Raw genomic sequence first — 24,683 nt, 5'->3', positions numbered from 1 at the left:
GCTACGGCGCGCAGGGCCCGTGTGACAGGGGTTCGCGGCATTCGGGCCGCTGCCGGACGGGGGTCAGGCGATACCGCCGGTGAGGGAGCGGCCGCCGTCCAGGATGTGGGTCTGGCCGGTGATCCAGGCGGCGTCGTCGGAGGCGAGGAAGGCGACGGCGGCGGCCACGTCGGCCGGGCGGCCGAGGCGGCCCAGCGGGTATCCGGCGGCCACGTCGTCCTCGCGGTCGGCGATCAGGGCGCTGGCGAAGCGGGTCTTGACCACGGCCGGGGCGACCGCGTTGACGCGCACGGCGGGGGCCAGCTCGACGGCGAGCTGCTGGGTGAGGTTGATCAGCGCGGCCTTGCTGGTGCCGTACACGCCGATGCCGGGCGAGGCCGTCACTCCGGCGACGGACGAGACGTTCACGATCGCGCCGCCGTGCTCGGCCAGCCCGGCGTCGCGGGCGGCGCGCGCCCAGCCGATCGCGGCCAGCAGGTTCACCTCGAAGATCTTGGCGACCGCGCCGGGCTCGCTGTCCAGCACGGGGCCCATGACCGGGTTGATGCCGGTGTTGTTGACCAGCACGTCCAGGCGGCCGAAGCTGTCGAGGGCGCGGGCGATCACCTCGGCGCGGTGCTCGGCGTCGTGCGCCCGGCCCGCGACGCCCAGGGCGTGCTCGGGTCCGCCCAGCTCGCCCACCGCCTCGGCGAGCGCCTCCGCGCCGCGGGCGGTGACGACGACCCGGCCGCCCTCCGCGCGGATCCGCTGGGCCACCGCGAAGCCGATGCCCCGGCTCGCTCCGGTGACGATCGCGACTCTGCCCTCGAACCGTTCCATGCCGTCGTCTCCGCTCCCCGCGCCCGGACGGCGCGGCCGTTGGGTCGGTGAGTGCTGCGGCGCTCGCCCGGACCGGCGCCGGGACCGATGCTAGCCTGCCGGCCCGCTACGGCCGCTCGGGTCCCGCGTCGGCGAGCAGCCGCAGGTCCAGGGCGGTGAGCACCGAGGCCAGGTGCGAGCCCAGCATGATGAGGGCCAGCCCCGCGAGCGCGCCGGCGCAGGCCGAGCCCCAGCCGGTCAGATCCGCCGCCGCGGGCGAGGCGAGCGCCACCCAGGCGAGGGCGAGCACGCCGACGGCCAGGCAGAGCACGGCGGCGAGGGCGAGCAGGGCGAGCGGCAGCCGCAGCAGCAGGTGGGCGGCGGCGCGGTGTCCGTCGAGCCGGTCCGGTCCCTGGACGGGTCCGGCGGCCAGCAGCCGGGTGCGGGCGCGGCGGTCGGACCTGGCCAGGTGCAGGACCGTGCACCTGGCCCACACCGCCCACCAGCGCAGGCTCGGCGGCCACAGCAGGAAGGGGACCGCCGCCAGCAGCGCCGCCGCCCAGAAAAGCAGCGCCCGCACCCCGGCGACCAGGTCGGCGGCCGCATTCGCGGTCCGCCGCCACCACAGCGGCTCCCCGGCGTGCGGCCGCCGCGGGGCGGCGAGCGCCCGTGGAGCGGCCGGCGTCGGCGCCGTGGTCTGCTGCGGCACGGTCGGGTCCCATCCGGGGCGGGAGGCGGCGGTCTGCGGATCGTCTCCGACGCTACGCAGCGGGGCCGTCCGCCCCAATGGGGCTGCCACCACGCTTGAGGCGGGCCACCCCCCATCCGCGGGGTAGTGCTGGCCCCACCCCTCCCACCGCCCGCCATCCCGGACACGGCGCGAGTCCTGCGGCTACTCTGGAGGCGGCCCCACCGCCCCGGCGGCGCGGGCCCCCACCAGCGGCACCCTTGCACCATTCCCAGACGGCACCGCCCCCGCCCGTGGCACCCGCCGGGCCGCGCCGCGCGCCAGGCGCCGGCCGCAGACGCCGAGGAGAACCGACCACCATGCACGACCAGCTTGAGCGCAGCGCCCCGGGTCCCGACGCCGGCGAGACCCCCTCGGGGGTGGGCCGGTTCATCCCGTGGCTGCTCGCCGTCGGAGGCGCGATCGGCTTCACCGCCGCCTTCATCCTGATGTACGAGCGCATCGAACTGCTGCTGGACCCCGACTACGTCACCAGCTGCACGATCAACGCCGTGCTCAACTGCGGGAACGTGATGACCTCACCCCAGGGCGAGGCCTTCGGCTTCCCCAACCCGCTGATCGGCATCGGCGGCTTCGCGATCGTCACCACCATCGGCATGGCGCTGCTGGCCAAGGCGAGCTTCCAGCGCTGGTACTGGCTGGGGATGCAGGCCGGGATGCTGTTCGCCGTCGGCTTCGTGCACTGGCTGATCTTCCAGACCCTCTACAACATCCGCGCGCTCTGCCCCTACTGCATGGTCGTGTGGGCGGTCACCATCCCGATGTTCTGGTACGTCACCGTCTACAACGCCGAGCGGGGCCACCTGCCGCTGCCGAAGGCGCTGGTCCGCAACCACCTGCCGATCGTCATCGTCTGGCTGCTCGGCATCGCGGTGCTGTGCCTCCAGGCCTTTGTCTTCTAGCCGCGCTGGCGCGCGGCTGTTCGGCGCGCTTTGAGCTCGTGCCCGGGGTCCGGGGTGTCCCCGGGAAGACACAGCCCTCCTCGTCGGTCCAGACACGAGCGCGCGCCTCACGGATCACCGGGCCGCGCCGCAAACGCCATGGGCCGCGCCGTACGCGGCGTCAGGCCAGTGCGGCCGCCGCCTTGGCGATGGCGTCGACGGCGGCGGTGATGTCGGCGTCGCCGAGGTCGAGGTGGGTGACCAGCCGGATCGCGCCGCCGTAGGAGGCGCCGGCGGCGACGCCGTGCTCGCGGAAGGCAGCTAGGTAGGCGTCGGTGCGGCCGCGCGGGACGCCGACGAAGACCATGTTCGTGTGCACGGCCGCCAGGTCGACGGACAGACCGGGCAGCTCGGCGATGCCCTCGGCCAGCGCCCTGGCCCTGCGGTGGTCGTCGGCGAGGCGCCCGCGGTGGTGGCGCAGGGCGTACAGCGCCCCCGCGGCGATCACCCCGGCCTGGCGCATGCCGCCGCCGAGCAGCTTGCGGGCGCGGCGGGCCCGGGCGATGGTGTCGGCGCCGCCGCACAGCGCCGAACCGACAGGGGCGCCCAGGCCCTTGGAGAAGCAGACGGCCAGCGAGTCGGCGCCGCGCGCCGTCTCCGCCGGGGTGAGGCCGAGCGCGGTGGCGGCGTTCCACAGCCGGGCGCCGTCGAGGTGCACGAGCAGCCCGTTGGCGCGGGCGAAGTCGGCGACCCTGCGCTGCTCGGCCACCGGCACGACGGTGCCGCCGAAGGTGTTCTCCAGGCTGATCAGCCGGGGCGGGGCGCGGTGGATGTCGTGGCGCTCGCGCAGGCCGTCCTCCAGCCACTCCGTGCTCGGAGCCGGGCCCGGGCCGGTGAAGGTGCGCAGCTGGCCCCGGGCCAGCACGGCGACACCGCCCTGCTCGTCGATCGAGACGTGGCTGTCGACGTGCGTCCAGACCTCGTCGCCGGAGCGGATCGCGGCGTAGACGGCGAGCTGGTTGGCCATCGAGCCCGACGGCACGTACAGCGCGGCCGGGAAGCCGGTCAGCTCGGCCACCTCGGCCTCCAGCCGGTTCACCGTGGGGTCCTCGCCGTAGACGTCGTCGCCGGTCTCCGCCTCGTACATGGCGCGGCGCATCGCGTCGGTGGGGCGGGTGACGGTGTCAGAGCGCAGGTCGATCATGGGGCTCTCCGGCTCGGGGGACGGCGGAACGCCCAGGTTATTCCGTGGCCCCGCACCGCGCGGCCACCGGCCCCGGGCCGGCCGCGGCCCCCGGACGGACGGCGTCCGGGGGCCGCGGCCGGCGGTCGGGGCGTCAGTAGCCCAGGCCGTGCCCGAAGGGGTACAGCACCTCCGTCGCGGAGCCGGCCACCGGGATGTCCACCGGCAGCCGGCCGCTCGGCTCCACCTCGCCGAAGAGCACCCTCAGCAGGGAGCGGTTGGAGGCCGAGGTGGCCGAGTAGGTGGCCAGGTAGGCGTCGACTCCGGTGAAGTAGGCGATGTCGTAGGGGTCGCGCATCGCCACCGCCACCACCGGCACACCGGTCGCGACCAGCTCGTTCACCAGCTCGCGCTGCTCGGCCCAGCGGGCGTCGCCGGCGCGGTTGGTGGCGACCACGACGAGGTCGTGCCCGGCCGCGGCGGCGACGGCGGCGTCGATCTGCGCGGGTGTGGGGTTCAGCCCGGTGCCGACGCCCTCGGCCGCCACCCCGCGCTCGGCCATGCCGGCCACCAGCGGTTCGGTCAGGGTGCCGGTGACCAGCACGCTGCCGGTGGTGCCGGCGTCGAGCGGGAGCACGCCGTCATTGCTGACCAGGGTGGTGGTGCGGTCGGTGATACGGCCGGCGGCGGCCTGGTGCAGCCGGTTGCCGACGATGCGGTCGACCGTCCCGGTGTCGGCGTAGGGGTCGTCGAACAGGCCCCGCTCGTACTTCATCGTCAGGATCCGGACGACGGACGCGTCCAGCCGCTCCATGCTGATCTCGCCGGAGTCCACCGCGGCCAGGACGGCGTTGTACTGGGCGGCGAAGGCGCCCTCGGGCGACTTCAGCAGCATGTCGACACCGGCCTGCACGGCCCGCACCGCGATCTCCTCGTCGGTGTAGTCCTGGCGGACGCCCTCCATGTCGAGCCCGTCGGTGACGACCACGCCGTCGAAGCCCAGCTCGCCGCGGAGCACGCCGGTGATGATCGGCTCCGACAGGGTGGCGGGGGTACCGGTGGGGTCCAGGGCCGGCACCACCAGGTGGCCGGTCATCACCGAGTCGATGCCGGCGTCGACGGCGGCCCGGAAGGGCGGCAGGTCCAGCCGCTCCCACTCCTCGCGGGTGTGGTCGATCTGCGGCACCTCCAGGTGGCTGTCCTGGTGGGTGTCGCCGTGGCCCGGGAAGTGCTTGGTCGTCGCGGTGACGTCGGCGGCCTGGTAGCCGAGCACCTGCGCGGCGGAGTAGCGGGCGGCCAGTCCCGGGTCGGAGCTGAACGAGCGGACGCCGATCACCGGGTTGAGCGGGTTCACGTTCACGTCGGCGGTGGGCGCGTAGTTCTGGTTGATGCCCATCGCGCGCAGCTCGGCGCCGGTGATGTAGGCGGCCGTGGTCGCCCCCAGGACGCTGCGGCCAGCGGCGAGCGCCATGTTGCCGGGGAAGGTGGTGGCGGGCTCGCGGATGCGGGTGACCACGCCCTGCTCCTGGTCGGTGCCGATCACCAGCGGCACGCCCGCCCCGGAGTCGGCCGCCGCCCGCTGCAGGCCGTTGGACAGCCCGGCGATCTGCTCGGGGCCGCCGCGGAGGTTGTTGGACCACTCGAAGTAGATGACGCCGCCCAGGTGGTACCTGCTCACCACCTCGGCCGGCGTCTCGACCCCGAACAGCTCCATGTTCATCGCGGCGTCGGCCGGATCGGGGTTCTCGGCGTCGTCGCCGTAGACGTGGGGCACGAACAGCTGCCCCACCTTCTGCTCCACCGTCATCCCGGCGACGATCTCGGCGATCTCGTCAGGGTCTGCGGTGCGCTCCACCTGGCGCAGCGCGGCCGGATCGGGCGGCCCGCCGGAGCCGGGAGCCGGCTCCGCCTGGGCAGGAATCACGGCACCGGCACTGACCAGCACGGCCAGCCCTCCGGCGCTCAGCAGGGATCGGAGGGATCTGCGCACCATCGGCGTCCCTTTCGAAATTAAGTACCGGAAAGCACACCTTTGCTGGAAAGTTATCTACATCACATCCGAAGGTCAATCCCGCCACCGCGGCGCGTTCCGGTCTCGGTCCCGGAAACGACGCGTGAACGCACCCGCCACCGGCACCCCGCGCGCCCCCGCCGCCCGCTAAGGTCGACCACATGCCTGAAAACGAACCGAACCAGTCCAACGACCCCACCGCGAGCACCGGCAAGTTCCAGCGCTTCGCCAACGAGTACCAGCACCAGAGCGAGGACCCCATCCCCCGCTCCTCCACCAACTGGATGCGCTACGCCATCCCCGTCCTCGTCGTCGCCATCGCCGTCGTCGCCATCATCGCGTGGCTCCTCTGAACCCCACCCGCCCCGGCAGCCGTGCACCCCTCCAAACCGATTCGCAAGCGCCCACCAGCGCTGCTAAAGTTCTAACAGTTCCGCGCCACGGCCGCCGGAACACGCGCCGCTAGCTCAATTGGCAGAGCAGCTGACTCTTAATCAGCGGGTTCGGGGTTCGAGTCCCTGGCGGCGCACCCCAAAACCCCAGGTCAACGGGCGTTTCCTACCTTGGCGCTGGGGTTTTCGCTTGTCCGGACGCGCTCCAAACGTGCTCTTCCGTCCGGGTTCGGTCGAAGTGGCAGGCCCGGGCGGCTCGGGGGTCTAGCAAGCCCGTGAGGTGGGGCGCTTCCGGGTGTGTCCTACGAGGGCCGGGTCGGCGGTTCGACTGTTCGCGATGAGCCCATCATCGCGGTGAGTGCACGGTCGCGACGCGCCGCACCCGATCGTCGAGCGTTGCGGCTGGGGCACCGCCGCAGTGTTCGGTACGGCCCTCGGACACCGTCGTTTCGCACATGTCGTGGAGTCCCGGTTCGATCCGGGCCTCCACGATTCGTGTTCGCGGGTGGTAGGTCAGGGGCGCCGGCACCGCGTTCAACCGCGCCCCACTCGCAGCGGACCCAGCCCCACCAACTGCGCCAATGCACGCCGGGAGACCAGTTCTTCGGTTGAGCGATCCAGCTCCTGTCGCGACGTGCACATGCTGTCAGGACGGTGCGGAGCAGGCCACGCCCTCACGGATCTCGGTTAAATCGATGTCCTGCGGCACAGAATGGAAGGCCGCCTCACGGTAAATGTCACGGGCGTCAGCCGGCAGGTCGCGGGTGGTGCCGCCAATACCAGGTCGAAAGTCTCCTCCGCCAGTGCTGAACCACCAAGCCCCGGCTGGATCTACCACGGCGAAGCCGGCAAAGAACATCTCGATGTCGAATCGATCAGCACCCTGGATCCGATCGAGGTGCCCCCAATCCAGTTCGGGCATGGTGATGGACGAGCAGCCGGGGACCGTGGAGTCCACCTGTGCGATCACCGGGTTGACCGGTCCTGCGGAGAAGAACTCTTCGTCGAGTGCGGCAACGGCATCGGGCCAGGCGCCGTCTTCGACCACGTGCATGCTGTACACCAGGAAAGCCTCCACGGGCGCGAAGCCGGTGTTGTCAATGCTGATGACCTCATCAGGTTCCGCCGTCATGGGGTTGTACGAGGCCGAAACCATGTCGATATAGCGGCGCTCGCGGTCGTGCACGTCCGCCTCGTGCTGCTCCTGCTGCATGCGGAAAGTGGCGTCGACGTACTGCAGACTCGCGAATGCGGCCGCGGCGGCCACCACCGTGGCCACCGACATGATGAACTCGTTCCAGTTCCACCGCCGATCGCGCTTGAGCTGCGGGTGGCCCGCAGCCGCGAGGGAACGCGTAGTGGAATGCCGCCGTGTTGAGGCGAGCAGGCGCCTCGAGGCCGAAATGGGCGGCCGCCGTGGTGGTCGCCCGGTCCGCAGGCGACGGGAACCAACCATGACTGGAGAGTAATCGGCAGGTGCCGCTTTTCGGGGCACAACGACGAAGTCGGACAGACGATGAGTTCATCCGCGCGGGCGGGGATGCCGCCGTCGGATCGTCCATATAGAGCGTCGTTTTTGTCCTGGTCGCATCGCCTGGGCCTCCGTACCGTCGCTGGTGTGACGACGAACTTCGACAAGGCACAGTCCCAGACCGGCGACCAGGCACCGCGCACCCGGCGGGTCCGCGTCCCCAGAGCCCCCGTGGTGGGGAACGCTCCGCTCGACATGGGTCACGAGGAAGGCGTGCCGGGTGGGATCCGGCTCACGAAGCGCTATGTCGAGAGGGACGGGCGGCCGTGGTTCCCCGTCATGGGCGAGTACCACTTCAGCCGGGACCTCCCCGAGCGCTGGGAGACCGAACTGCGGAAGATGAAGGCGGGCGGTATCGGCATCGTCGCGACGTATCTGCTGTGGATCGTCCATGAGGAGGTCCGGGGTGAGGTCCGCTGGGATGGTCACCGCGACCTGAGGCGCTTCGTCGAGACCGCGGACCGCGTCGGCCTCAAGGTCCTCATCCGCATCGGGCCCTGGGCGCACGGCGAGACGCGCAATGGCGGATTCCCCGACTGGCTGCAGGCGCTGCCCATCGCGCACCGCACGAATGATCCCGGCTATCTCGAGCTGGCGCGCGGCTGGTACGCCGCCATCGAGGAGCAGGTGCGCGGCCTCTTCCACAGCGAGCACGACCCCGCCGGGCCCGTCATCGGCGTTCAGGTCGACAACGAGCTCTACGACCAGCCCGACCACCTCGGCCGGCTGCGTGCGCTGGCCGAGGAGGTCGGTATGCGGGCGCCGCTGTGGGTGGCGACCGGGTGGGGCGGGGCCGAGCTGCCGAAGGGCGCCCTGCTGCCGGTATACGCGGGGTATTCGGACGGGTTCTGGGAGGAGTCCACGACCGGCTGGCCGCACTTCGGCGTCATGCACTTCACCTTCACCACCGTGCGCGATGATCTGTCGGTCGGTGCCGACCTGCGCGACGCACCCGTCTCCGCCGGCAACGAGGCGGCCCTGGGCGCGGACGATCCGTGGCCGTTCGCGACCTGCGAGCTCGGTGGCGGTATGCAGGTCGCCTACCACCGGCGTCCCCTCGTCGACCCGGAGGACGTCTCCGCCCTCGCGCTCACCAAGCTGGGGAGCGGTTCGGCCTGGCAGGGCTACTACCTCTACCACGGTGCCACCCAGGTCGTCGGAGCGCTTTCGACGACCCAGGAATCCCACGCGACGGGTTATCCGAACGATCTGCCGGTGCGTGACTACGACTTCTTCGCCCCGCTGGGCGCCGAAGGCGGAGAACGCGCCCACTTCCACCGGCTGCGCCGCCAGCACCTGCTGCTCGACGCCTTCGGGCCGACGATCGCGACCTATCCGACCGTCCTGCCCCAGGGCGGTGACACGGTGCGCTGGGCCGTGCGCGGCGACGGCGAACGCGGCTACCTCTTCGTCAACAACCAGCAGCCGGCCCTCGCCGCGCTGGCCGACGTCGACGGAGTGCGCTTCGAGGTCGAGTTCTCCGAGCGTACGGTGACCGTGCCGAGCGCGCCCTTCACGCTGCGCTCGGGCGTCCACGCCGCCTGGCCGCTGCGGCAGCGCCTCGGCGGCATCCCCGCGCTCACCGCCACCGCTCAGCCGATCACGCGGATCGACACTCCTCGCGGGCCGGTCATCCTGTTCGCCGCGACCGAGGGTGTCGGCGTGGAACTCCAGCTCGAGGGAGTCACGGCCGACACCGTCCGCGGGGCCGAACTCCGTGACGAGGGCGATGTCCTCATCGCGGTGCCGACGTCGGCCCCTGGGCTGGGCGCCGAGGTGGTCGTGGGCGACACGACCCTCGTCTTCCTCGACCCCGCGACGGCGGACGCCGTCTGGAAGGGCGAGGTCGACGGCCGCGAGAGCGTCGTGGTCTGGCGCGGCAGCGGATGGTTCGACGGCGGCTTCCGCTACGTCGCGCAGGCGCACGACGGCGTCCTCGACGTCTTCCCCCCGCTTCGCGGGGGCGGGCTCACCGAGGTACCCGGGGAGGGCACGGTCTTCACCCGTTACGCGGTGCCCGGTGAGGACGTCTCGGTTCCGGTCCCCGCGCCGGTGTTCGACATCGCGGCGCTCGCGCCCGTGCGCACGGGCGGCAGCGTCGGGCGTTTGTCGGCTCCCGACGACGATGACTTCGCGGCGCTCGCACCCGTGGAGGTACCCGTGGACGATGCGCTCTTCGACGACGCCGAACGGCTGCTGCTGCGGCTGGACTGGACGGGCGATGCCGTCCGCGTCTACGCGGGAGACCGGCTCATCGCCGACCAGTTCTGGTACGGCCGGGACGTCGAAGTCGACCTGGCACCCTACCGCGAGGAGATCCGCGCCTCCGGTCTGTGGCTGCGCGCGTTCGCCTGGGCGCCGGACTCGGGCGTCTACGTGGACCCGCGGGTGCGCCCCGACGCGTCCGCGCCGGTGCTGCAGGTACGGGAGGCGTCCTTGACCGCCGTCCGCTCGCGGTCGGTCCGCTGACCGTTCCCGCCGGGATCAGCCCTTCGCCTGCGCACGGTAGGACGAGGGGCTGATCCCGTGGTGGCGGCGGAACTGCCGGGAGAAGTAGAGGGCGTCGGTGTAGCCCACCGCCCGGGCGATCTCGCCGATGGTCTTCGTCGTCGTGTCGAGGAGGGTGCGCGCCCGCGCCATCTTCAGTCCGGTGTGGAAGGCGCCGGGGCCGCCGCCCGTCGCCTTGCGGAACTGGGCCGTCAGGTGGGACGTCGAGAGGCCGACGAGCGCTGCCAGGTCGTCCACCCGAACGGTGCCGTCGACGCGCGCCTCAAGGTAGCGGATGGCCCGGTCGAGGGGGGAGTCCTCGCTCGGCAGGGCGCCGTCGGCGGCCAGCCGGGTCAGCAGCTGCCAGGCGACGCCGGAGGAGGCGAGGATGTGCGCGGGGGACAGCCGCCGCTCCAGCAGGGTCAGCAGCTCGTCGAACAGGGCGACCGCGTGGCCGACCGAGCGGACACGCGTGACCGGACGGCCGTCGCGCATGAGCACCCGGGTGAGGTCACCGAGCCCGGTGCCGCGCAGGTGCACCCACCAGATCGTCCACGGGTTGTCGGCGGAGGCCCGATAGGTGTGCGGCGTGAAGGCGGGCAGAACGGCGTAGCTCAACGGGCCGACGGGATGGCTCGTGCCGCCGACCTCGACGGTGCCCGTGCCGGCGATGCAGAGGATGACGATGACGTCGCGCGTGCCCTTTCCGCGTTCGCGCGTGTGGCCCGCGGCGCGGCGGTAGTAGCCCGCGTGGACGACGGTGAGCTGCCGCGTGGCGGGCCGGCGCAGGGCGGTGGCGACCTGCGGCAGCGGGACGACACATACGCGCTGCCCCGCGAAACCGGTGTTCTCCGCACGCGCATGCGCTGCTGCGGGCATCGCGGACCCTCCATGGGACTACGCCGAATCCTTGGTGACGCTCCATCCGCCGTCGACGGCGAGCTCGACGCCCGTGATGAACGAGGCGCGGTCGGAGCACAGGTAGGCGATGGCGTCGGCGACCTCCTCCGGGGCGCCCATACGGCCCAGAGCGGTCGCCGCCGCGGCCCCGGCACGGGCCTGGGCGTCGATGCCGTCCCACGCGGCGGTGAGCACGGGGCCCGGGAGCACGCTATTGACGCGGATGGCCGGGCCGTACTCGGCCGCGAGCTGGCGGGCCAGGCCGGTGATGCCCGCTTTGGTCGAGGCGTACGCCGCGCGGCCGGGGAGTCCGAAGTGCGCGTGCACGGACGAGACCATGACGACGGCACCGCGCCCCGACGCCGTGAGGTCGGGCAGCAGCGCGCGGGTGGCGAGATAGGCGCCGGTGAGGTTGACGCGCAGCTGCCGGTCCCAGCTGGCCGGTGCCGTGTCCTCAAGCGGTGCGACGTCCACGGTGAACGCGTTGCTCACCAGGATGTGGGGGCGCCCCAGCTCCGTTCGGCACGAGGCCGCCGCCGTGTTCCAGGCCACCTCGTCCGCGACGTCCATGACCGACGCCGCCGCGCGGTGCCCCGCGGCGCGCAGCTCGTCGCGGACCTGGAGGACGTCGGGCGAGAGGTCGATGAGGAAGACACGCGCGCCGTCCTCGGCGAGACGGCGCGCGGTGGCCGCGCCGATCCCGCCGGCGCAACCGGTGACGACGGCGACGCGCCCGGCGAGGGGGGATTCGGAGTTCACGGATGGCCTGCTTTCCTGGTCGCCTGCGGGATCACCACTCGGCATGGGCGCCGTCGTCGTCGCGCCAGACGGGAGGGGTCCAGGTGAAGCCGCGTGCGTCGGCGGCACGGACGGCCCCCTCGTCGATCTCGATTCCCAGCCCCGGGCCGGTGAGGCGGGGGATGTGTCCGTCCTCGGTCCGGAAGACGGAGGTGTCGACGAGGTAGTCGAGCAGGTCGGCACCCGCGTTGTAGTGGATGCCGGCGCTGACCTCCTGGACGAGGAAATTGTGCGTGCTGAAACCGACCTGCAGGCTCGATGCCAGCGCGATCGGCCCCAGCGGGCAGTGCGGGGCGATCTGCACGCCCCACACGTCGGCCATGGAGGCGATGCGGCGTACCTCGGAGATGCCGCCCGCGTGCGAGATGTCGGGCTGCGCCACCGAGATCCCCGCTGTGAAGGCGGGGAGGAACTCGTGCCGTCCGAAGAGTCGTTCGCCCGTCGCGATCGGCACACCGTGTTCGGCCAGCTGGGGCAGCAGGTGGCCGAGCTCCGGTACGAGGGGTTCCTCGACGAAGAGCGGCGACAGCGGCGCCAGCCAGGGGAAGAGGCGCCGGCAGTCGATGATCGACATGCGGCCGTGGAAGTCCAGGGCGAAGTCGCGCTCGGGACCGAGGACCGATCGCGCTTCAGCTGCGCGCGCGATGACGGCGTCGAGCTCCGCGTTCGACGCGACCGCCCGCTTGCGCCCGATCGCGTTCATCTTGACGGCCGTCGCCCCCGCCTCGACCTGCGCCGCCACGCGGTCGGCGATCTCGGCCGGTTCGTCCCCGCCGACCCAGGAGTAGAAGCGCACCCGATCGCGTACCGGTCCGCCGAAGAGCTCGTGCACGGGGACACCGCGCGCTTTGCCCGCGATGTCCCACAGGGCCTGGTCGATGCCCGCCACCGCGCTCGACAGGATGCCCCCGCCGCGGTAGAAGGTCGACTTCGTCATGACCTGCCACAGGTCCTCCACCCGCAGCGGGTCGCGTCCGATGAGCAGCGGAGCGAGCTCCTCCACGGCGGTGCGCACGGTGAGAGCGCGGCCTTCGAGCACGGGTTCGCCCCAGCCGACCAGGCCCTCGTCGGTCTCGACGCGGCAGAAGAGCCAGCGGGGGGCGACGAGGAAGGTCTCAATACGGGTGATTCTCATGCTCGACCGGCCTTCTTCGAGGAATGGGCGTCGGTTCCGGCTTCCCTGCCCGTGGCGGAGGTGGTGATCGAGGCGTTCTCGTCCGCGAGGGCCTGGCCCAGGAGCCGTTCGGTAGCACGGGCGGCGTCCGCAGGTGCTCCGGCGGCGATCGACTCGAACAGCGAGCGGTGCAGGGCGAGGCCGTCAGCGGTCGCGACGTGCTGATGCACCAGGAGGTCCCGTTCGGCCAGGAGCACGCGGGTGACCAGTTCGACCCGGCCGAGGAGATCGTTCTTCGTGGCCGCCAGCACCGCGCGGTGGAAATCCAGGTCGGCCCGGGTCAGCTCCTCCGGGTCCGCCGCCGCCTCCATCGCCGCGAGTGCGGCCTCGATCGCGGAGATGTCGTTCTCTTCGCGTCGGGTGGCAGCGAGTGCGGACGCGGCGGGTTCGAAGATGGCGCGCACCTCGGCGAGCTGTTCGAGCTTGCCCGGCAGGTTCTCCGCGGTGATCTCCCACCGCAGGATGTCGGGGTCCAGGAGATTCCAGCGGCCGCGCGGCAGCACGAAGGTGCCACGCCGCTGCCGGGCGTCGACGAGCCCCTTGGCCGCGAGGACCTTCAGGGTCTCGCGGATGACCGTGAGGCTCACGTCGTGTTCGCGCCGCAACTCCTCCATGTCGAGGGTCAGCCCGTCGGTGTAGTGACCCTGGACGATTCGACGACCGACCGCCTCGACGACCTGGCCGTGCAGGCCGCGGCCCTTGTAGCTCCGCACGTTCCTCCTCGTTCCGCCCTGCGCACGCTCCATCGCAGGTTCACGTTACCGCAGATGGACGATTTATTGATAAATTATGAATTATAGTGTGATCTGTGTCATCATGATCCCGGGACGTTCGTCCCATGTGGCTTTCGATGTGACGCGACGCCTGGCCAGGACCGGCAGGCGGGGCGCGTCCCGATCCACTGAGAGGAAACATGAGTACTCGGTCAGCCACCCCCGCCACCGGTCGGGCACCTGCCGGCGAGCGGCCTCTCCCCACCCGGCGCGCCTTCCTGGCCGGTCTGGGAGCGGTCGGGGCGCTCGCGCTCGCGGGATGCGGCGCCCGTTCGGCCACGCAGGTCACGTCCGGCGCGGTGGAACTCGGCTTGTGGACGCACGACCCCGGATACGTCACGGCCTTCCAGAACGCCGCGGCCAGCGACGCGCTGATGCGGGGTTCGGCCTTCGCTCCGCGGATCGCGCCGGTCTCGGCCAACGGAGGCGACCTGGTGACGCGCACCATCACCCAGGCGGTCGCGGGAAACGAAGGCCCTGACCTGCTGGGGATCATCATCTCCGAGTTCCCCCGCGTGATGAAGAGCCAGATGGCCGAGAACCTCTTCGTCGACCTCGGCGGACTCGTCACCGACATCGACGACGAGGTCCTGCGCACGGCGCCCTACACACGGGACGGCACGGTCTACGCTCTGGAGTCCGACGCCTCGATCTCGGTGTTCTTCTACCGGGAGGACGAGTTCGCGAGGCTGGGCATCGACCCCGGGATGGAGACCTGGGACGAGTACCTCGAAGCCGGCGCGATGGCGTTCGAGCGGACGGGGCAGGCGATCGGATCGGTCTCCAACGGAGACAACACCTCGATCTTCAACAGCTACCTGCAGTTCCTGCTGCAGCGGGGCGGCTCCCCCTTCAGCGAGACCGGCGAACTCACGATCGACACCGACGAGTCCGTCGAGGTGCTGGAGTTCATCCGCCGCGGCGTCGACAGCGGCTCCCTCATGGTCATCGGCGACCCCTACGGAGCCGCGGCCGCCTCGGCGCTGCAGTCGGGAACGCTCATCGCCACCGTGATGCCGTCCTGGTACAACCTCTACGGCCTCCAGGCCAACGCCCCGGACCAGGCCGGGCGGTGGCGGATGCGCACGATCCCGCGCTTCGGCGCGGGAGGGCACATCGCGAGCAATCTCGGCGGAACGGGTTTCGCCATCGGGCTCGACAGCCCGCGCGCCGAAGCCGCCCTCGACCTGCTGCGCCGCACCTACCTGACCAAGGAGGGGCAGCTGCTGCGCTACCAGGCCGGCGGCTACCTGCCCACCCTGGCCTCCCTGTACGAGGACCCCGACTTCGTCGGCATCGAGGACGAGTTCCTCGGCGGCCAGCGGGTCTTCGACGTCTTCCGCGAGGCCGCACGCGATATCCCGGTCTTCTACCAGTCGGAGACGATGCAGCAGCTCTCCGCGGCGATGGGGGCTCCGCTCCTGGACGTCTACAGCGGTCGCATGAACGCGGCCCAGGCCATCAGGGCCACCACCGAGGGCTACCTGCAGCAGACGCGCCAGGCCGTCTAGGAAACACGAAAGAGCCCCCATGAGCAGCAACGCACTTCTCGCCGGTCCGCGCTCGGCCACGCGAGCGCAGGCACCACGACCCCGCCGGCGCGGCACGTCGATGACACGCGCCCCCTACCTGTTCATCTCGCCGTTCTTCGTTCTCTACGCGCTTTTCATGCTCGTCCCGATCCTCGTCGGGATCGCGTTGAGTTTCACGGAATGGACCGGCCTCGGCACGCCGGTCTGGGTGGGCTTCCGCAACTACACCGAACTGTTCCGCGACCCCAGCTTCTGGACCGCGCTCGGCAACACCGCCATCTACACGGTTGTCACGATGGCGGTCGTCCTGCCGCTGTCGCTCTTCCTCGCGATGGCCATCAACGCGCGAGGACTGCGGCTGCGTGACATGTTCCGCGCCGTGTTCTTCATCCCCGTCGTGGTCTCGCCCATCGTCATCGCCCTGGTGTTCGGCCTCTTCTTCGACCAGCAGTACGGGCTCGTCAACGCCCTGCTGCGCGCCGTCTTCGGCTTCGGCGGCATCGAATGGCTCACCAGCCCCGCCTGGGCGAAGGTGGTCGTCATCATCCTGGTCCTGTGGCGCTGGACCGGTTATCTCACCATCTTCTTCCTGGCCGGCCTGCAGAACATTCCACGCGAGCTGTACGAAGCGGCCTCGCTGGACGGCGCGGGGGACATCCGTTCGTTCTGGCACGTCACCCTGCCGCAGATGAAGCCGATCAGCGCCTTCATCGCCGTGACCGTGCTCGTCAGCACCGCCCAGATCTTCGAGGAGCCGTTCCTGCTCACCCGCGGCGGCCCCGGTGAGGCGACCATGTCCATCGCGCAGTTCATCTACCGCGCGGGCTTCGAACGGCAGGAGTTCGGCTACGCCGCGGCCGGCGGAGTGGTGATGTTCCTCGCGGTCTTCGTCATCGGCCGCATGCTCTACACGTCACTCGGGATCGGAAAAGCCAAGTGAACAGCACACTCGACCCAAGGCCCACGGAAACGCGCTCCGCCGCCGCCATCGCGCCCAAGCGGGGAAGGCGAGCCGTGCGGCGCCCGGGAGCCTCGCGGGACACATCCCGTCCGCTCATCTTCATCGCGCTCGCCCTGGTGGGGCTGTTCTGGCTCTTCCCGCTCGTCTGGGCCCTGTTCTCGTCCTTCAAGCAGCGCAGCGACCTGTTCGGCTACCCGCCGACCCTGATTCCCGCGGACCCCACGGTCCTCAACTACGTGAGCCTGTTCGAACGCTATCCCTTCGTCTCATGGTTCCTCGTCAGCACGGTCATCGCGGTCGTGTCCACGGTGATCACGGTGTTCGTGTGCTCACTGGCGGGCTTCGGCTTCGCCAAGTACGAGTTCCGGGGCAAGCGCGCCCTCTTCGACATCATGTTCAGCTCGATGGCCATCCCGTTCGCGGTGATCGTCGTTCCGCTGTTCATCATGCTCGCCAAGACGGGACTCGCCCAGCCGTGGTTCGCCCTCATCGTGCCCTGGGTCGCTCCGGCGTTCGGCATCTTCATGATGCGGCAGTTCAGTGAGCAGGCGATCCCCGACGAGATCCTGAACGCCGCCCGTATCGACGGCGCCGGCGAGTTCACGATCTTCCGCAGTATCGTCGCCCCCCTGCTGCGTCCCGGACTCGGTGCCCTCGCCGTCTGGAGCTTCCTCAACGCGTACAACAACTTCCTGTGGCCGCTCATCGTCGTCGGCGACCCCGACATGTACACGCTGCCGCTGGGCCTGCAGGCGATCTTCGGCGCCGAGGGGCGTCAGTACGACATCGTCCTGGCCGGCTCGATCCTCGCCGCCATCCCGAGCGTCATCGTGTTCATCGCGCTGCGCAAGCAGTTGATCGACGGGCTCGCCGCCGGAGCCGTCAAGAGCTGACCGTTTCCCCGAGACGCCCCGCGAACAGAGAAAAGGACGCTCTGTGACCTACCAGCCCACTCCGATCCACGACCACCTCCCCGAACGGCTCACCATCACCCTGTGGGACTTCAGCTGGTACACCCGGACCGGGCCGGGTGAGCCCTTCGAAGACCTCGACCGCGCCTTCCAGGAGGCGGTCGACCGCGGATACAACACCATTCGCATCTGCGCCATGCCCTTTCTCCTCTTCGGTTCGGGGCTGGACACGAGCGCGGCGTCATTCGGTCCGCTGGGCGGCGACTACGCCCAGGGAACCCGCTGGTACGACGTCAGGCACCGGGTGACGCTCGACGCGCGCGCCCATCTCGTCGCCCTGTTCGAGGCGGCCCGGCGGCACGAGGTCTTCGTCATCGTCTCCAGCTGGGAATACCAGCAGAGCTCCTCGTTCTATGGGGACCGCTCCTGGTTCGACGCGCTCATGGCCGTCGAACCCCGGGACCGCGCCGCGGCGCTCGCCCACGCCCAGGCCGACCTCTACGAGTTCCTCGCGGAGCGGGGCCTCCACGACCGGGTCGCCTTCGTCGAACTCCACAACGAGGTGCAGTACGGGCTGCTCACCGGGGGGCTCGAACCCGTGGGAACCGATCTCGTCGTCCCGCTCGAAAAGCGGCTCACCGCGGCGCTCGACGTCTTTCACGAGCGACTCCCCCAGGTGCCCGTCACGGTGAACTACGCGCGCGTGCCGGTCGACGCGATGCGCGGTATCCCGCACAACATCGATGTGGCGGTGTTCCACCCCTACGTCTACGGGGTGCTGGGGGAACTGGCCGACCGGCTCGCCCTGCGCGACGAAAAGAGGTTCAGCACCGAGCGGACACGTCCCTTCCTGCGTCCCGGCGCCCCCGCATACGAGGACTGGCAGCCGCCGGCCGAGGACCTGTGGCGCAAGGAGGCGACGATCGTCGGCAAGCCCGAGATCTATGTGCACGACTGGTGCGACCCGGAGGTCTGGGATCGCTACCTGTACGAACACCACGCACTGCACCACAGCGCCATGCTGGTGAAGCTGGACCTGTGGACGGACGCCGCCAGAGACTTCAGCCTCGGCCGCGGCGTGCCCCTCGTGTTCGGAGAAGGGTGGATCGGCTACACACCGCTCAACACCTGGTACGAGGAAGGGCCGGTCGGCAAGGAGATCCACCGTGCCGCCGCCCGCAAGGCGCGGGCGATCTCGGCATGGGGGTCCGTGGTGACGTCGAACGCCGCGCCCCACCACCCGATGTGGACCGAGATCGACATTCAGGTCGAGTGCAACGACATCTTCGGAAACGGTAGCCCGGGTGACTGACGGATATGCGCCCGAGGTCGTGTGCCTCGGAGAGACGATGGTCATGCTCGTCACCGGGAACGCCCGGCCCATCGCCGCCGACTCGCGCCTCGTCCTGCGGGTCGGCGGCGCCGAGTCCAACGTCGCGGTCTCACTCGCACGACTCGGCCACCGCACACGCTGGGTGAGCGCGGTCGGCAAGGATCCCTTCGGCCGCATCATCCTGGACGAACTCACCGACGCAGGTGTGGACGTCTCGTGGGTCACCACCGACGACGCGGCGTCGACCGGACTGTACGCCAAGGACCCGCACGGCGAGTCGACGCGCGTCTACTACTACCGCGGCGGCTCGGCCGCTTCCCGCATGGACGTCACGCACCTGAACCCCCTGTCCGCGCAGGGTGCCCGCGTCGTGCACATCAGCGGGATCACACCCGCTCTGAGCGAGGACTGCCGCGGACTCACGCACGCGGTCGTCGGTGACCGGGTGCTCGGCCCTGCCGCTGTGAGCTTCGACGTCAACTACCGGCCCGGACTCTGGCCGGTGTCCGAAGCCGCTGACGAACTCGCCGTCATCGCCCGTCAGGCCGACATCGTGTTCGTCGGTCGCGACGAGGCCGAGACCCTCTGGGGAACCGCGTCCCCCGAGGCGGTCCGGGCTCTTCTCCCCGAGCCCAGGACCCTCGTCGTCAAGGACGGGGCGACCGGTGCGACGGCGTTCGGCCCGGACGGAGCGTCCTGGGCGGACGCGCTCCGCGTGAACGTGGTCGAACCGGTCGGGGCGGGCGACGCGTTCGCGGCGGGGTGGCTGAGCGGGTGGATGCGCGGACTGGACTCCGAGCGTGCCCTGCGGCTCGGCCACCTCATGGCCTCGCGTGCGGTGCAGATCGTCGGGGACTGCCCCCAGGCGCCGACGCAGGACGAGATCCGTCGCCATCTCGACCTCGAGCAGGAGAAGCGATGACCACGAACGACATGTTCGACGAACTGTTCTCAACCGCCCAGGTGATGGGCATCTTCCGGGGAGTGTCCCCGCAGGACACCGTCGCGCTCTGTCATGCCGCTTGGGACGCCGGCGTCACGGCGGTCGAGGTGCCCGTGCAGGGCGAAGAGGCGTTCGACGCCCTCTCCGCAGCAGTCGTCGCGGGGCGTGCACGCGGCCGCGCCGTTGGCGCGGGGACGGTGCGCTTCCCCGACCAACTGCGGCGGGCCGCGGATGCCGGAGCGCGGTTCACGGTCGCACCCGGGCTCGACCTCGACATCGTGCGCCTTTCGAACGAGATCGGTATTCCGCACCTGCCGGGCGTGGCGACATCCACCGACATCGACACCGCTCTCAAGGCCGGCCTCACCTGGCTCAAGGCCTTCCCCGCCTCTGTGCTCGGCGCCGAATGGGTACGCGCGCAGCTCGCCCCGTTCCCGGAGGTGCGCTTCATCGCAACAGGCGGAATAGGCGCGGACAACGCCCGGGGGTTCCTGGACGCCGGGTGCCGCGCGGTCGCCATCGGGTCGGCCTTCAGCGACCCCGCGCAACGCGGATCGCTCCTGGAACGGGGACTCCTGCCGGCGTGAGGGCCATGGACGCCCCGACGGTCCCGTCCGTGCCCGCGCGAACGCTGCCCCTGCTCGACCACCTTCGTGTCGTGGAGGCAGGGTTCTTCGCACGCGCCGCGGGGCACGAGTGCGAGCGGCCACGCGGCACGGACGAGACGATCGTGCTGCTCTGTGTGGACGGAGAAGGCGATGTCCGCGTGGGCTCCACCCGTGTTCGGATCCAGCGTCAGCACGCGGCCGTCCTGCCTCCCGCGGTCGCGCACCGCTATGGAGCGGGGGCGAACACACCCTGGTCCATCTGGTGGATGCACGTCGTCGGCGATGACGTCCCCGCGCTGCTGCGGTCGGTGCTCAGCATGCGAGGGGCTCCCGCCTTCACCGTCAGCGACATGGCGGGCGCCGTGTCGGCGATGGGCCAGGTCCGGGAGGCGACGCAGGAGGACTCGCTGGCCTCCCGCTGCCTGGCCGCCGGTGCCGCGTGGCGGCTCTTCGCGCTCTTCACCGGGGAGGCGACGGCCGAGGGGTCGCGCGCCGCCGTCGCCGCGGTCCGCGACAGCATCGTGGACAACCCCGCCATGGACGTCCACGTACCCGAACTCGCCTCGCACGCGGGCCTCAGCCCGTCGAGATTCTCCGTGCTCTTCCAGGAGATCACCGGCATGGGCGTCGTCGACTTCGTAAGGGCACGCCGGATCGAGCGGGCGAAGCACCTGCTTACCGCGAGCGAGCTCCCCGTCTTCCGTGTCGCCGGTCTCGTCGGCTACGCCGATCCGCTGTACTTCTCCCGGGTCTTCCGCTCGGCGGAGGGAATGAGTCCCACGGCCTTCCGCCGAAGACGCGCGGGCACGGTCCCGTCCGAATGAGGGGCGGACGCACGGCGACCGCACACGGCCCGATCTGCACCGTGTGCGGTCGCGATCCCGTCCAGGAGGGCTCAGGGACCGTCAGGGCCCTGCGGCCGGTGCCCGGCCACAGCGATCGTTTCGCGCGGCGAGGCGGCGTTCTCCCGGTAGGCCTGGAACACCGGCAGGGCGACACCATCGAAGTCGAAGACGGTCGAATTGCTGACGTAGTTCGGCTGACCGACCTCCCAGCCCGCTCCAGGGACGCCGAGGAAGATCGGGTCCCAGTAGATGTCGCCGATCACGGTGCCCGGAGGCAGCGCCTTCACCGCGGCGAAGAGTTCGCGGAAAAAGTCGCGCTGGCTGATCGGGTCCTCACCGTAGGGGCCGTTGTCGTTCAGCTGGCCCTCGCGGCCTTCGTGCGTGAGCGGCGTCCAGTTGAAACCGGTTTCCATGATCATGACGGGCTTGTCGAACCGTTCGTTCGCCCACTGGAAGAACGGGGCGACGGTCTCGACGTCCAGCTGCGTCCAGTAGGGGTAGTACGAGCTGCCGATGACGTCGTAGGGCACGCCGCGCCGCTCCAGCTCGCCGAAGTACCACTCGTACTTGTCCCGGTTGCCCGCGTCGTCCAGGTGGATGATGACCTGCGCGTCCGGAAGCGTGTCGTGGACGGCCTGCGAGGCGGCGGTGAAGAAGTCGGCCATGACGTCGAGACTGCCGCCCTCCTGCCAGGAACCACCGTACGGGTGGAGGAGCCCGCCCGCGGTCTCGTTGCCCAGGGCGACGTAGGCCGGAGGAGTCCCCTGGTCGACCATCTCCTGCAGGAAGTCGCGCGTGTAGTCGTACATGAGCCTTTCGAGCTCGGCCACGGCCTCCTCGTAGGGCAGGTCGTTGACGTAGCGCCACTCGAGCGGGATGTCCTGGATCTCTCCATTCGACCAGTAGTCGCTGTAGTGGAACGTGAGCTGGATCTGCATGCCCGCGTCATGCGCGCGGCGGGCGAGGTCGAGGACGTCTTCGGGGTCCTGGTATCCGTCCGCGAGATAGGAGCCGGGGTATCCGATGCGGTGGTTCTCGGGGCCGGTGTCGTTGTACATGCGCAGGCGGGCGATCCCCATGCCGTTGTCGGCCATGAATTCGACGGGGTCGACGGCCCGGCCCTGCTCATCGCGGAAGACGCCGCCCAGATCCTCGATGTAGTTCAGCTGGGTGAGATCGCCGCCCGCCAGGAAGTCCTCTCCCGCGCCGCCCTCGGCGATCGCCACGTCATCGATCACAATCGACTGGCCGGCCGCTCCGGCCAGTTCGAAGCGCACTTCCAATTGGCCGCTCGTCGCCTCGACCCCGCGCACCGTGACCTGGGTCCAGTCGGTGGAGGAAGGGATGCCGGTGCGGCGCCACTCCTGGTCGCCGAGGGCGACCGCACCACCCTCGAGCCCGTCCGTCCGGGTCCAGGCGGTGAGGTCGTAGGCGCCCGCCGCCTGGTCGACGATGACCTGGCGGAGGACCACGGAACCGTCCTCGTCGAACGACACGCGCATGGCGCCCTCGCCGCCGCGCGCGTCGGACACGACGCTGATCCGCGCGTCACCGCTCGCGACGGTCCATCCGTCGGGAACACCGTCCCCGCCGTCCTCGAAACCGCTGTTGACCAGTGCTTCAGCCGCGGTCTCCTCTTCGGCGTTCAGCGGAGCGACGAACGCCAACGGCACCACGACGAGCGACACCGCGGTCAGGGAGAGCGCTGTGCGAACTCTTTCTCTGGGGATCTGCATGGAAACTCCTTGCCGCCGATGGCGCGGCGATGCTCACCTGGCCGACGTCTCCGTCGTCACCGCGCAAGGGTCACCGGCTGCGGCAAGTTCACCACCCGCGTGTCCTCATGTGAGCACGGCAGCGAATATGTCCATGCAAAGGGGCCAGGCGTCCATATCGCCTCACCCCTCGCCGCACTTCCTTTCCTCAGTCCACTCCGACGATGAGCAAGAGGCCGGCGTCGACCGGTAGCACCGCCCCGATGATCACGCGAGCTCCGACTCCAGCGAGGAAGAGGACTATCACCGCGACATCGGTGGAGGCGGCCATACGCTGCAAGGAGTGGGCGTCGACCACACGGTCGAGCGAATGGGCGTCGTCACCGCCGTCGCCCATTCGTCATTGACGGATGTGAGTCCGTCCCGGGGCAACCGCGATGACATTTCCCGTTCCTGGCGCCGAACAGAGCGACGCCTTCGAGGAACGGCAGAGTCCATCCCGCACGATTGGGGGCGTAGCCGCAGCTCAGGTCACTACACCACCCTCGACCAGCAGAGCTTCCCGATTGGCCAGGATGAACTCCTTCAACGCGGTCGGCTTCAAGTCGATCGACGCGAGATCGTCTCCCCGAAGGTCAATCCGGTCCAGGTCATACCCACCGCGCGACGAATCGCCGAACTCCGGGCCACTACGGGCCGACTCGTCCAAACTGACCAGCCGGGCCACGAAGAAGTGCTGCACAGCGACCCCACCATCCGACGGCGAACTGAACAGGAACACCTGCGAGGCATCCGCAGCCTTGGCACCCAGTTCCTCCGCCAACTCCCGGTACAGAGCCGCCTCCACCGAGGCATCGGTGCCCTCGACACCGCCACCGGGCGCGGTCCAGTACGGCGCCTGGCCCGGTCTGGTCCGCTTGATCACCACCAAACTGCCGAGATCGTCAATCAAGATCGCGCGTGCCGCACATCGTCCCACCCCTAGAGATAATCAGCGACCCACATAACCTGCGGGTCCGCCCCCGGCGAGCGTGGTTGCGATCCCTCCAGGGATGATCAGCGAGGTGCAACTGCTCTGACCGGGACGGCACATTGTCAGCCAGGCTCACGGCGGCGCCCTCCAGGTGGTACAGGCACGCCGCTCGCGCTGCCCACCCACCTACCCAAGGACGTCGCGGTGCGCGCCATGGACCCGGTCGACGTCGACACCGTCCGCACGGTCCATGCCCTCGCACTGGTCACAGCGGTTATCGTGCATCCGGGCACCTTGTGTGCATGTCGCGGTGTGGGTCCGAGACCCCGGGCCAGCCGCCAACTGGTCGAACTTCCCCTGTTGACGCTGGGGTTTTCGCGTGTCCGGACGTGCTCTAAACGTGCTCTTCCGTACGGACGCGGTCGAAGTGGCAGGTCGAGACGACTCGGTGGTCTAGCCTGCCGGGTGGCGCTCCCGAGTCGTGTCCAACACGGGGCCAGGGCCGGCGGTTCGACTGGTGTGGTGGTGTGGGGTTCTCTCAGACGGCGTGTCGGCCGCTGGACCCCCGTAAAGGCGTATCCGCGCGAGGGAGACGTGAACGGCACGATCGCGACGAGCCCACCACCGCGGTGGGTGAACCGTGACGACGCGCTGCACCCGATCGTCGAGCACTGCGGCCCGGGCACCGCCGCAGCGTTCGGTACGGCCATCGGACACGACAGGGCGACGAGCTCGCCCCACCGCAGCGGTCGACCGAAGCCGAGGCATTGGCGACCTTCACCTATGCGGGCAAGACCAAGCGGGATCGCGACAGCGCCTCGGCGGCGGTCGAATCCGGAATCAGCAGGTTAAGAAGCCTGCAGCGCGCAACACCTCCGCAGGCTAGACATCTACCGTAGCCCCCACAGCGGCCAATGTGGCGGTGAGCTCCACGACAGCGGAGCGTCACACACTCAGCAATTCCTGCGCCTTACGCCGAACAACCGGTACGCAGGCGGGCTTGATGGCGCGGCGAAGGCCTATTCAGGTTGGCTCTGATGTGCAGGGTTACCATCACACCAACGATGGCCAGGCGGGACAGGTCGCCGCTGTCCGCCCGGTGGGCCGGGTCGGGATCATGGTGCCACGACCGCCGTCCACGATGTAGGCCGATAACGATCCCGGGGCAACGCGTGCTGCGGTTCGG

General features: G+C 70.3%; 22 protein-coding genes and 1 tRNA gene. 11 read left to right on the top strand and 12 right to left on the bottom strand.

The genetic code is table 11. The annotated features are described in order from the left end of the window. Positions 1–63: 63 nt before the first annotated feature. Positions 64–819, bottom strand: a complete 756-nt coding sequence (locus tag CLV72_RS05825; protein WP_106240388.1) for an SDR family oxidoreductase — start codon at positions 817–819, stop codon at positions 64–66. 106 nt (positions 820–925) lie between these two features. Further along, on the bottom strand, positions 926–1,507 hold the full coding sequence (locus tag CLV72_RS05820) for a hypothetical protein (RefSeq protein WP_106240385.1): 582 nt from the start codon (positions 1,505–1,507) through the stop codon (positions 926–928). Between the two features lie 338 nt (positions 1,508–1,845). Between CLV72_RS05820 and CLV72_RS05815 the strand changes: the two genes are divergently transcribed. Then, the gene (locus CLV72_RS05815) at positions 1,846–2,448 is read left to right on the top strand and encodes a vitamin K epoxide reductase family protein (protein ID WP_106240381.1); all 603 of its coding nucleotides are present in this window, start codon (positions 1,846–1,848) and stop codon (positions 2,446–2,448) included. Positions 2,449–2,608: 160 nt separating this feature from the next. On the opposite strand, the gene CLV72_RS05810 is transcribed toward CLV72_RS05815, so the two are convergent. Further along, positions 2,609–3,631 carry a threonine aldolase family protein gene (locus CLV72_RS05810; RefSeq protein WP_106240379.1) on the bottom strand — a complete coding sequence of 341 codons (1,023 nt, stop codon included), beginning with the start codon at positions 3,629–3,631 and terminating at the stop codon, positions 2,609–2,611. Positions 3,632–3,764: 133 nt separating this feature from the next. Then, positions 3,765–5,603, bottom strand: coding sequence for a glycoside hydrolase family 3 protein (locus tag CLV72_RS05805; protein WP_106240376.1), 1,839 nt, complete (start codon positions 5,601–5,603; stop codon positions 3,765–3,767). Between the two features lie 179 nt (positions 5,604–5,782). Between CLV72_RS05805 and CLV72_RS05800 the strand changes: the two genes are divergently transcribed. Further along, positions 5,783–5,974 (top strand): hypothetical protein, encoded by a 192-nt coding sequence (locus tag CLV72_RS05800; protein ID WP_106240373.1) that lies wholly within the window; start codon positions 5,783–5,785, stop codon positions 5,972–5,974. 103 nt (positions 5,975–6,077) lie between these two features. Then, a tRNA-Lys gene (locus CLV72_RS05795) sits at positions 6,078–6,150 on the top strand. Between the two features lie 509 nt (positions 6,151–6,659). Here CLV72_RS05795 and CLV72_RS05790 read toward each other — a convergent pair. Then, a complete protein-coding gene (locus tag CLV72_RS05790) occupies positions 6,660–7,298 on the bottom strand; it encodes a hypothetical protein (protein WP_106240371.1) in 639 nt (212 codons plus the stop codon). A gap of 333 nt (positions 7,299–7,631) precedes the next feature. On the opposite strand from CLV72_RS05790, the gene CLV72_RS05785 reads away from it, so the two are divergent. Next, positions 7,632–10,013 (top strand): beta-galactosidase, encoded by a 2,382-nt coding sequence (locus CLV72_RS05785; RefSeq protein ID WP_170140887.1) that lies wholly within the window; start codon positions 7,632–7,634, stop codon positions 10,011–10,013. Between the two features lie 15 nt (positions 10,014–10,028). Here the strand turns inward: CLV72_RS05785 and CLV72_RS05780 are convergent, their stop codons facing one another. The 4 genes from CLV72_RS05780 to CLV72_RS05765 are packed head-to-tail and all read right to left on the bottom strand — an operon-like array spanning position 10,029 to position 13,616. Further along, entirely contained in the window at positions 10,029–10,910 is an 882-nt protein-coding gene (locus CLV72_RS05780; RefSeq protein WP_106240365.1) for an AraC family transcriptional regulator, read from the bottom strand. 18 nt (positions 10,911–10,928) lie between these two features. Continuing rightward, positions 10,929–11,690, bottom strand: coding sequence for an SDR family NAD(P)-dependent oxidoreductase (locus CLV72_RS05775; RefSeq protein WP_245929876.1), 762 nt, complete (start codon positions 11,688–11,690; stop codon positions 10,929–10,931). A 31-nt stretch (positions 11,691–11,721) separates the two neighbouring features. Next, positions 11,722–12,864, bottom strand: coding sequence for a galactonate dehydratase (dgoD, locus tag CLV72_RS05770; protein WP_106240358.1), 1,143 nt, complete (start codon positions 12,862–12,864; stop codon positions 11,722–11,724). Continuing rightward, a complete protein-coding gene (locus tag CLV72_RS05765; protein WP_106240354.1) occupies positions 12,861–13,616 on the bottom strand; it encodes a FadR/GntR family transcriptional regulator in 756 nt (251 codons plus the stop codon). The genes dgoD and CLV72_RS05765 overlap by 4 nt, the downstream gene beginning before the upstream one ends. A gap of 200 nt (positions 13,617–13,816) precedes the next feature. Here CLV72_RS05765 and CLV72_RS05760 point away from each other — a divergent pair, with 200 nt between their 5' ends. The 7 genes from CLV72_RS05760 to CLV72_RS05730 all read left to right on the top strand — a co-directional run bounded on the left by CLV72_RS05760 (position 13,817) and on the right by CLV72_RS05730 (position 20,788). Then, positions 13,817–15,187: an ABC transporter substrate-binding protein gene (locus CLV72_RS05760; protein WP_106240352.1), complete on the top strand. Its 1,371-nt coding sequence runs from the start codon at positions 13,817–13,819 to the stop codon at positions 15,185–15,187. Positions 15,188–15,287: 100 nt separating this feature from the next. Next, positions 15,288–16,148: a carbohydrate ABC transporter permease gene (locus tag CLV72_RS05755; protein ID WP_106240349.1), complete on the top strand. Its 861-nt coding sequence runs from the start codon at positions 15,288–15,290 to the stop codon at positions 16,146–16,148. Between the two features lie 74 nt (positions 16,149–16,222). Further along, positions 16,223–17,062, top strand: coding sequence for a carbohydrate ABC transporter permease (locus CLV72_RS05750; protein WP_106240346.1), 840 nt, complete (start codon positions 16,223–16,225; stop codon positions 17,060–17,062). Positions 17,063–17,105: 43 nt separating this feature from the next. Further along, the gene (locus CLV72_RS05745; RefSeq protein ID WP_211302719.1) at positions 17,106–18,392 is read left to right on the top strand and encodes a cellulase-like family protein; all 1,287 of its coding nucleotides are present in this window, start codon (positions 17,106–17,108) and stop codon (positions 18,390–18,392) included. After that, entirely contained in the window at positions 18,385–19,335 is a 951-nt protein-coding gene (locus tag CLV72_RS05740; protein WP_342755649.1) for a sugar kinase, read from the top strand. The genes CLV72_RS05745 and CLV72_RS05740 overlap by 8 nt, the downstream gene beginning before the upstream one ends. Then, complete coding sequence (locus CLV72_RS05735; protein ID WP_106240341.1) at positions 19,332–19,943, top strand: bifunctional 4-hydroxy-2-oxoglutarate aldolase/2-dehydro-3-deoxy-phosphogluconate aldolase; 612 nt, start codon at positions 19,332–19,334, stop codon at positions 19,941–19,943. The genes CLV72_RS05740 and CLV72_RS05735 overlap by 4 nt, the downstream gene beginning before the upstream one ends. 29 nt (positions 19,944–19,972) lie before the next feature. Then, positions 19,973–20,788 (top strand): helix-turn-helix domain-containing protein, encoded by an 816-nt coding sequence (locus CLV72_RS05730; RefSeq protein ID WP_170140885.1) that lies wholly within the window; start codon positions 19,973–19,975, stop codon positions 20,786–20,788. Positions 20,789–20,859: 71 nt separating this feature from the next. Here the strand turns inward: CLV72_RS05730 and CLV72_RS05725 are convergent, their stop codons facing one another. The 3 genes from CLV72_RS05725 to CLV72_RS05715 all read right to left on the bottom strand — a co-directional run bounded on the left by CLV72_RS05725 (position 20,860) and on the right by CLV72_RS05715 (position 23,503). Further along, the gene (locus CLV72_RS05725) at positions 20,860–22,545 is read right to left on the bottom strand and encodes a glycosyl hydrolase 53 family protein (protein ID WP_106240333.1); all 1,686 of its coding nucleotides are present in this window, start codon (positions 22,543–22,545) and stop codon (positions 20,860–20,862) included. A gap of 187 nt (positions 22,546–22,732) precedes the next feature. Beyond that, positions 22,733–22,921 (bottom strand): hypothetical protein, encoded by a 189-nt coding sequence (locus CLV72_RS05720; RefSeq protein ID WP_106240330.1) that lies wholly within the window; start codon positions 22,919–22,921, stop codon positions 22,733–22,735. A gap of 129 nt (positions 22,922–23,050) precedes the next feature. Continuing rightward, on the bottom strand, positions 23,051–23,503 hold the full coding sequence (locus tag CLV72_RS05715) for an NUDIX domain-containing protein (RefSeq protein ID WP_211302718.1): 453 nt from the start codon (positions 23,501–23,503) through the stop codon (positions 23,051–23,053). Positions 23,504–24,683: the final 1,180 nt, after the last annotated feature.

The organism is Allonocardiopsis opalescens (genome assembly GCF_003002095.1).
GTDB classification, from domain to species: Bacteria; Actinomycetota; Actinomycetes; order Streptosporangiales; family Streptosporangiaceae; genus Allonocardiopsis; species Allonocardiopsis opalescens.
The sequence above is the reverse complement of the archived record's forward strand: the minus strand, read 5'-3'. Positions and strand labels throughout refer to the sequence as shown.

Coding starts and splice junctions, on each gene's coding strand:
- CLV72_RS05825 (WP_106240388.1), bottom strand. CDS start 819: ATGGAACGGTTCGAGGGCAGAGTCGCGATCGTCACCGGAGCGAGCCGG.
- CLV72_RS05815 (WP_106240381.1), top strand. CDS start 1,846: ATGCACGACCAGCTTGAGCGCAGCGCCCCGGGTCCCGACGCCGGCGAG.
- CLV72_RS05810 (WP_106240379.1), bottom strand. CDS start 3,631: ATGATCGACCTGCGCTCTGACACCGTCACCCGCCCCACCGACGCGATG.
- CLV72_RS05805 (WP_106240376.1), bottom strand. CDS start 5,603: ATGGTGCGCAGATCCCTCCGATCCCTGCTGAGCGCCGGAGGGCTGGCC.
- CLV72_RS05800 (WP_106240373.1), top strand. CDS start 5,783: ATGCCTGAAAACGAACCGAACCAGTCCAACGACCCCACCGCGAGCACC.
- CLV72_RS05790 (WP_106240371.1), bottom strand. CDS start 7,298: ATGTCGGTGGCCACGGTGGTGGCCGCCGCGGCCGCATTCGCGAGTCTG.
- CLV72_RS05780 (WP_106240365.1), bottom strand. CDS start 10,910: ATGCCCGCAGCAGCGCATGCGCGTGCGGAGAACACCGGTTTCGCGGGG.
- dgoD (WP_106240358.1), bottom strand. CDS start 12,864: ATGAGAATCACCCGTATTGAGACCTTCCTCGTCGCCCCCCGCTGGCTC.
- CLV72_RS05760 (WP_106240352.1), top strand. CDS start 13,817: ATGAGTACTCGGTCAGCCACCCCCGCCACCGGTCGGGCACCTGCCGGC.
- CLV72_RS05755 (WP_106240349.1), top strand. CDS start 15,288: ATGACACGCGCCCCCTACCTGTTCATCTCGCCGTTCTTCGTTCTCTAC.
- CLV72_RS05735 (WP_106240341.1), top strand. CDS start 19,332: ATGACCACGAACGACATGTTCGACGAACTGTTCTCAACCGCCCAGGTG.
- CLV72_RS05725 (WP_106240333.1), bottom strand. CDS start 22,545: ATGCAGATCCCCAGAGAAAGAGTTCGCACAGCGCTCTCCCTGACCGCG.
- CLV72_RS05720 (WP_106240330.1), bottom strand. CDS start 22,921: ATGGGCGACGGCGGTGACGACGCCCATTCGCTCGACCGTGTGGTCGAC.